The sequence below is a fragment of the Nocardioides sp. genome, assembly GCF_031422975.1.
Classification (GTDB): domain Bacteria; phylum Actinomycetota; class Actinomycetes; order Propionibacteriales; family Nocardioidaceae; genus Nocardioides.
Genome location: NZ_JANPEO010000058.1, coordinates 1 through 7,444 on the forward strand (window position 1 = coordinate 1; position 7,444 = coordinate 7,444).

Below are 7,444 nucleotides of genomic sequence, written 5' to 3' on the forward strand. Positions count from 1 at the left end.
ACGGCCAACGACGTGCTCGACTCGGTCGAGCTGTCGGGGTTGTGAGCCGGCTCAGCCGGTGCGGATCCCGCGGATGACCTTGGCCATCAGGTCGCGCATGCCCGGCACGTCGACCTCGCGGCCGGTGAGGGCGATCTCGGCCTCGGCCTGGCCGGAGCGGGTGAGGTCCAGCCAGGTGATGAGACCGAAGCGGCGGTAGCCGTCGTGGACGTAGCTGAACTCGAGCGAGTCGTAGGTGCGCAGCAGGATGTCGACCTGCTGCTCGTCGCGCCGGAGGTCGTCGATGCGGGAGGCCAGGATGTTCGGGATCTGCTCGTGCTGGCTGACGACCTGCTCGACGCGGAGGATGTAGGTGTTGTTGGGGCTGTCGGCCAGCTTGTACTTCACCTCGTTCGACGAGGTCTCCAGCCGGCTCCAACCGCGCGGCGCGGGGAAGACGAACTTGTAGGTGTCCGTGCCCACCGACACGTCGTGCAGCGGCAGGTCGCTCTGCATCGCCTCCTGCGGCGGATCATCGCGCAACGGAGCCGGGGGGTCGACCGGGACGCTGGGGCTCGCAGCCGCCACCGGCCTCGGCGCTCCGCTCGTCGCGGGCGAGGGCTGGAGGAAGGCAGCAGCCGCGAAACCGCCGACGATGCCCGCCGCCAGCAACGCCACGACTGCGACGAGTCCCCGCCAACTCATGGGGGGAGGGTATCGGTGTCCCTCGCCGGGGCGCCGCACGGGGCGGCCCCCGACCTGGGTAGTGGCCGAATCGTTGTCGTCGGCCGCCAGTCTCGCGGGGGCTCGAGGTGTCCGGCGCCGACTAGCGTGAGCCCATGCGCTCTCGGCTCGCCGTCCTTGCCCTCGCGGCGTCCCTCGCGGCGTCCCTCGCCCTGACCGGCTGCCAGGTGCTCGGCGGCGACGACGGCCCCGCGCCGGTCCTCGACGCGCTCGCCGGCGGGTTGTCGTCCGGCGATCTCAGCGGCGTTCGGTTCGACGCCCCGGACGTCGCCGAGCAGTACGCCGCAGTCGTCGACGGTCTCGGAGCGGTGCTGCCGAGCGTCGAGGTGGACGACGCGGAGGTCACCGACGACACGGCGACAGCCGCCGTGACCTGGCGCTGGGAGCTGGACGGCCAGCCCTGGACGTACGACACCACGGCCGACCTCACGCGGGTGGACGACGCGTGGCAGGTCGCCTGGGCGCCGGCGCTGATCGAACCGTCCCTCGTCGAGGGCGAGCACCTCACCCTCGACCGCACCGCCGCCGCGCGCGGTCAGATCACCGGCGCCGGTGATCGGGCGATCGTCGCGCCGCGCGAGGTGGTGCGGCTCGGGCTGGACAAGACGAAGCTGGCGGCGACCGACGACGTGACCGTGTCCGCGCGGGCGATCGCCGACGCGTTGCAGATCGGTGCCCCCGACTACGTCGAGCGCGCCGTGGCAGCAGGCGACAAGGCGTTCGTCGAGGCGCTGGTGCTGCGAGCGGAGGAGGCGAGGACCGCCGTACCCCCCGCCTACGCCGAGATCCCGGGGGCCGTGGCGATCGGCGACCAGCAGGACCTCGCGCCGTCGCGGGGCTTCGCGGCCCCCAACCTCGGCAGCGTCGGCGACGCCACCGCGGAGATCATCGAGGCGTCCGGCGGTGAGGTCGTGGCCGGCGACGTCGTCGGCCTCTCGGGCCTGCAGGCGAGGTACGACGACCAGCTCGCCGGTACCCCTGGCCTCACCGTGATCGCGGCCGGCGCCGCCAACGACCGGGCCGTGTTCGAGGTGCCCGCGGTCCCCGGAGCGCCCCTGCGGACCACGCTCGACATCGACCTGCAGACCAAGGCCGAGTCCGCCCTCGCCACCGTCGGCCCGGCGAGCGCTGTCGTGGCGATCCGCCCCTCCGACGGCGCGATCCTCGCGGCGGCCAGCGGGCCACCGAGCGTGGGCCTGAACGCGGCGACCTACGGCCAGTACGCCCCCGGCTCGACCTTCAAGGTCGTGTCGTCGCTGGCGCTGCTGCGCTCCGGCCTGCGGCCCGAGGACCCCGTGTCGTGCCCGGCGACGACCGTGGTGGACGGCAAGTCGTTCAAGAACTACGACGACTACCCCGCCTCGGGACTCGGCACGATCACCCTGCGCCAGGCCGTCGCCAACTCGTGCAACACCGCCTTCATCTCCTCGCGCGAGCGTCTCCGGGACGGCGACCTGGCCGACGCTGCCGCGGCCCTGGGTCTCGGGGTCGACCACGACCTCGGCTTCCCGGCCTACTTCGGTCAGGTGCCGCCGCCCGAGGGGGAGACGGAGGCCGCCGCAGACCTGATCGGCCAGGGCAAGGTGCTCGCCTCCCCGCTCGCGATGGCGACCGTCGCCGCGTCGGTGGCGGCCGGTCGCGCCGTACTCCCCGTGCTGCTGCCCGACCTCGCGACCGAGCAGGTCGCGCCGTCGGTTCCGCTGACCGCGTCCGAGGCTGCCTCGCTGCAGGTGTTGATGCGGGCCGTGGTGACCGACGGTTCGGGGTCGTTCCTGCTCGGCCTGCCCGGCGAGGTGGGGGCGAAGACCGGGACGGCGGAGTACGGCACGCCCGACGACTCGGGGTCCTTGCCCACCCACGCCTGGATGATCGCGACCCAGGGCGACCTCGCCGTCGCGGTGTTCGTCGAGACCGGTGAGTCGGGCTCGCGCACCGCGGGGCCGATCCTGGCGCGCTTCCTCTCCTAGCCCCGCCCGCCCTCCGCCCTCCATCGCCCCGCACTCGGCCCAGCCCGGCTCGCATTTAAAACGCTGTTACGCACACATCCGCGACGTTGCTACGACGCAGCAGAGCACTGGACAGCGTGTTACATGAACGGGGGGCGACCCGCCTCATGGACCGGGCCCTACGGTGGGCCGCATGTTCTTCGAGAGCGTCCGCCTGGTCGCCGTCACCGACCCCGCGCCCGAGGGACCGGTCGACGTCACCGTCACCGACGGGCTCGTGACCGCCGTCGAGCCGGCCGCCGATCCGGGAGCAACCACGGGCTGGCTGATGCCCGGTCTCTGGGACCAGCACGTCCACCTCGGCCAGTGGTCGTTGTCGAGTGCCCGGCTCGACCTCGCGCCGGCCAGGTCCAGCGCGCACGCCGTCGAGCTCGTCCGCGCGCGTCTCGAGGAATGGCCCGACCTGCCCGTCATCGGGTGGGGGCACCGCCCGACGAGGTGGGACGACGGTCCCGTGGTCTCCGACCTGGACGCGATCGACACCGAGCAGCCGATCGTGCTGATCTGCGGCGACGGCCACCACGGCTGGCTCAACACCCGCGCCCTGCACCTGCTGGCCCTGCCGACCCGCGAGGGCGTGGTCGCGGAGGGCGAGTGGTTCCAGGCCTACGGCCGCCTCGGCAGCGTGATCGGCGTCGACGGCACCGGCCCCGAGGCCTACCACCGGACGATGGAGGCCGCGGCGGCCCAAGGCATCGTCGGCCTCGTCGACTTCGAGTTCAGCGGCGGCGTCGCCGAGTGGCTCGATCGCTGGGGCGAGGGTGCCGACCTCCTGCGCATCCGGATGGCGTCGTACGCCGATGGGCTGGCCGACGTCCTCGAGCGCGGCCTGGCCTCCGGCGACCCGCTCGGCGACGACCCACGCCTCACGATGGGGCCGCTCAAGATCATCAGCGACGGTTCGCTGAACACGCGCACGGCGTGGTGTTGCGAGCCGTACGCCGAGAAGGCGGTCCTCGGCTTCCCGCACGGCCAGCCCAACCAGAGTCCCGAGGAGCTGCGCGAGCTGCTCGAGCGAGCGACCGAGCGCGGGCTCGACGTCGCCGTACACGCCATCGGCGACCGCGCCGTCACCGAGGCGCTGGCGGCCTTCGGCGAGACCGGCGCCCGCGGCGGCATCGAGCACGTGCAACTCACGACGCGCGAGGACGTACGCCGCATGGCCGACCTCGGAGTGCGTGCCAGCGTCCAGCCCGCCCACCTGCTCGACGACCGCGAGGTCACCGAGCGGCTGTGGCCGGGCCGCGCCGAGCGCTGCTTCCCGCTGCGGTGGATGCTCGACGACGGCGTCGACGTGGTGCTCGGCTCCGACGCCCCGGTCTCGCCGCTCGACCCGTGGCTGGCCATCGCCGCCGCGGTCCATCGAGCCGCCGACGGGGACGACGCCTGGCACCCCGAGCAGTCGATCACCGCCCGCGAGGCCCTTGCCGCCTCCACCGACGGCTGGGGCACGATCGCGGTCGGCCACGGCGCCGACGTGGTGCTGCTCGACGTCGATCCGCTCGAGGGCGACGACGGCGAGGAGCACGCGCGCCGGCTGCGGGGGATGGGCGACCACGTCCGCGGCACCTGGGTCGCGGGCCGGCCCGTCTTCGCGCCCTGACGGGGCGTGCGGCCACAGCGGGCCGGACCTGCGTCGTCGTGCTCGGGTAGTTCAGTGGGACATGGTCGTCATCCTGGGCCATTTCCGACCATCTCCCCCTGAACTACCCGGCACTACGGGCCCACGTCAACTGAACCACCCCGGCACCGGGCCCGCTACGCAAGGGCCAGCGTCGCCTCCAGCACGAACTGGGGGTCCTCCAGCCGGTCGCCGTACAGCTCCCGAAGTTGCTGGACGCGATAGCGCACGGTCTGCGGGTGCACGAAGAGCTCGCCGGCGACGGCGTCTCGGCGGCCCTGGTTGAGCACCCAGGAGCGCAGCGTCTCGGTCAGCTTGTCGACGGTGGAGGGCCGCTGCCCCTCGAGCGGCGCGAGCACTCGGGCACGCAGATCCGCGCGGGAGTCGGGGTCGGCGCCGAGGATGAGTGCCGCGAGGTGCGCGTCGGCGTCGACCAGGCCGGGCAGCCCGAGCGCGAACGCGCGGCCGGCCCGCTCGTGCGAGCGGACGGCGTCCAGCCACGGCATCGACGGGCCGACGACGGCGCTGGTGCCGCGCAGCGCACGCAGCAGCCCGGCACGTGCTGCCGCGGAGCCGCTGGACGGCACGAGCAGCAGGGCTCGGCCCTCCGGGACGCCCGGCAGGTCCTCGACGGGCTGGAGGGTGTCGGCGTCGACCAGCGAGGACGCATGCGCGGCCTGCGACTCGGGCAGGAGGACGGCGGTCAGCTGCGTCGGCTGATCCCAGCTGGCGCGCTCGGCGGCCGAGACGACCGCCTCGGCTGCGGCGCCGGTGATCAGCGCCCGGGCCAGCCGCTCGAGGTTGCGCTGCCGCAGCCGGCCGGTGCTCTCCAGCTCGTCGGTGTGGCCCGCCGCGCTGGCCGCGGAGAGCTCGTCGATGTAGGCGAAGACGAGCTCGGCGAAGCGCGAGAGCTGACCCGCGTCGATGTCGTTGTCGACGGCCGTGCGGGACATGTCGCGCCAGGACACCCGAGCGCCGATGCGGTACGCCGCAAGCAGCGCCTCCATCGTCCGTCCACTGCGCGCCTCGCCGCGGCCCAGCTGGTAGGCGCCCTCGAGCGCGGGGGCCATCGGCGGGCTCTCGCCGTCGAGCGTGGCCAGGGTGAGGAAGCCGCCGAGCGCCAGCTGCACGGCGTTGCGGATGGTCAGCCCCATCGGGCCGCTCAACGCGCCGGCGTAGCTGGGCACCTCGTCGATGATCGTCGCCACGGCGCGTTCGGCGACGACCGGCAGTTCCCCCCGGAGCGCCGCGACGAGGCCGTCATCGAGGCCGACGACGGCGCGTTGTTGTGTGGTGGAGCGCACAATACGACGCGTCACGGCATTCCAATCCCCAGTTCTTGTTCGATACGAACAAGAGTATCACCTCGATTCACGTGCACAGGGCAGGAACTTCGCCGCTCCAACCGGCACTGTGGAACACATGAGCACAACACTGATGTCCGGGAGCAACGCACCTTCGCTGCGCGCCCGCCTGTCGCGGCTGGCCGAGAGTGCCACCTCGCCGCTCGTGCCCGCCGACTTCCTCGACCTCTTCGCGCCGCTGCGCGCCGGCGCCGACCTGCGCGGCCGGATCGAATCGGTCCACGCAGAAACCCCCGACGCCGCGACCATCGTGATCCGCCCGGGCGCCGACTGGGCCGGTCACAAGCCGGGGCAGTACCTCCGCATCGGCATCGACGTCAACGGCGTTCGCCAGTGGCGTGCCTACTCCCTGACCCACGGCCCGCGCGCAGACGGCCGCATCTCGATCACGGTCAAGGCCGTGCCCGACGGGCTGGTCAGCAACCACCTCGTCCACGAGGCCGTGCCCGGCACCCTGGTCCACCTCGAGCAGGCCGCCGGTGAGTTCGTGCTGGCCTCCGACCACGACAAGCTGCTCTTCGTCACCGCCGGCTCCGGCATCACGCCGGTGATCGGGATGCTGCGCAACCTCTTCCCGAGCACCGACAAGGGCGTCCTCAAGCTCGACCGGAGCAAGGACCTCGACATCGTCGTCGTCCACGTCGCGCCGAGCGAGCCCGACTCGATCTTCCTCCGCGACCTGCAGGCCCTGGACGCGTCCGGCGCCATCCGCCTGGTCGCGCGGTACGACGACGTCCATGGCGTCCTCAGCGTCGACGACCTCGCTGACTTCGTGCCCGATCTCGCCGACCGCCGCACCCTCGCGTGCGGCCCGGCCGGCCTTCTCGACGCCCTGCAGTCGCACCACGACCAGGCCGACCTCGAGCTCGTCATCGAGCAGTTCCGCACCACCCGGGTCGAGCCCGGCGACGGCGGTTCGATCGCCTTCGCCAACGGCACCACCCTCGAGCTCGACGGCGCCACCCCGATCCTGGACGCCGCCGAAGCCGCCGGGGTCCTGATGCCCAGCGGTTGCCGCATGGGCATCTGCATGGGCTGCGTCCTCCCGATGACCGAGGGCTCGGTCCGCGACCTGCGCAACGGCCAGATCACGACCGTGATCCCCGGCGAGACCGGCCCGGGCATCTCCGGCGCCGTCAAGATCCAGACCTGCATCAGCGCCGCCGCCGGCGCGTGCCACCTCGACCACTGACCTCCGACCCCCGCAAGGAGACTGACATGACCACGATCCAGAAGCAGGCGCACAGCCCCATCGCCCACCTCACCGAGGCCGACATCGAGCAGATCGGCATCGAGCTCGACGCAATCCGCCAGGACATCCTCGACAGTCGCGGGGCCGACGACGCGGCCTACATCCGCAAGCTCATCGACGTCCAGCGCAAGCTCGAGCTCGGTTCGCGCGCGATGCTCCTGTTCAGCGTCTTCCCGCCGGCCTGGCTGCTCGGCACCGCGGGCCTGAGCGTCGCCAAGATCCTCGACAACATGGAGATCGGGCACAACATCCTGCACGGCCAGTGGGACTGGATGCGCGACCCGAAGATCCACTCCAGCACCTGGGAGTGGGACATGGCGTCGCCCGCCGCGCAGTGGAAGCGCGCCAAGTACTGTTCAAGCACTGTTGCTACTCAGCCGCACCCAGCGAAGACGTAGCCCCGCCCGGCGCCGGCACCGTGGCGCCCGCCCCCCCCACGGCTCTCGCAAGTCGCGCGCTCCGCTACATCGGGCATGCC

Annotated in this window: 5 protein-coding genes and 1 pseudogene; 4 read left to right on the top strand and 2 right to left on the bottom strand. The window is 72.5% G+C overall.

The window, feature by feature from the left end; translation table 11 throughout:
- Positions 1-51: 51 nt before the first annotated feature.
- A complete protein-coding gene (locus tag RMO85_RS01965; protein ID WP_310526151.1) occupies positions 52-684 on the bottom strand; it encodes a hypothetical protein in 633 nt (210 codons plus the stop codon).
- A 134-nt stretch (positions 685-818) separates the two neighbouring features.
- Here RMO85_RS01965 and RMO85_RS01970 point away from each other — a divergent pair, with 134 nt between their 5' ends.
- Together RMO85_RS01970 and RMO85_RS01975 are read left to right on the top strand one after the other, a co-directional pair.
- Positions 819-2,690, top strand: a complete 1,872-nt coding sequence (locus tag RMO85_RS01970) for a penicillin-binding transpeptidase domain-containing protein (RefSeq protein ID WP_310526152.1) — start codon at positions 819-821, stop codon at positions 2,688-2,690.
- Between the two features lie 172 nt (positions 2,691-2,862).
- Positions 2,863-4,332 carry an amidohydrolase family protein gene (locus tag RMO85_RS01975; protein WP_310526153.1) on the top strand — a complete coding sequence of 490 codons (1,470 nt, stop codon included), beginning with the start codon at positions 2,863-2,865 and terminating at the stop codon, positions 4,330-4,332.
- A gap of 155 nt (positions 4,333-4,487) precedes the next feature.
- Here the strand turns inward: RMO85_RS01975 and RMO85_RS01980 are convergent, their stop codons facing one another.
- The gene (locus tag RMO85_RS01980; RefSeq protein ID WP_310526154.1) at positions 4,488-5,669 is read right to left on the bottom strand and encodes a helix-turn-helix domain-containing protein; all 1,182 of its coding nucleotides are present in this window, start codon (positions 5,667-5,669) and stop codon (positions 4,488-4,490) included.
- A 103-nt stretch (positions 5,670-5,772) separates the two neighbouring features.
- Here RMO85_RS01980 and RMO85_RS01985 point away from each other — a divergent pair, with 103 nt between their 5' ends.
- A complete protein-coding gene (locus RMO85_RS01985; protein WP_310526155.1) occupies positions 5,773-6,906 on the top strand; it encodes a ferredoxin reductase in 1,134 nt (377 codons plus the stop codon).
- A gap of 26 nt (positions 6,907-6,932) precedes the next feature.
- A pseudogene (locus RMO85_RS01990) lies at positions 6,933-7,313 on the top strand (acyl-CoA desaturase); the annotation flags it as partial.
- Positions 7,314-7,444: the final 131 nt, after the last annotated feature.

Coding starts and splice junctions, on each gene's coding strand:
- RMO85_RS01965 (WP_310526151.1), bottom strand. CDS start 684: ATGAGTTGGCGGGGACTCGTCGCAGTCGTGGCGTTGCTGGCGGCGGGC.
- RMO85_RS01970 (WP_310526152.1), top strand. CDS start 819: ATGCGCTCTCGGCTCGCCGTCCTTGCCCTCGCGGCGTCCCTCGCGGCG.
- RMO85_RS01975 (WP_310526153.1), top strand. CDS start 2,863: ATGTTCTTCGAGAGCGTCCGCCTGGTCGCCGTCACCGACCCCGCGCCC.
- RMO85_RS01985 (WP_310526155.1), top strand. CDS start 5,773: ATGAGCACAACACTGATGTCCGGGAGCAACGCACCTTCGCTGCGCGCC.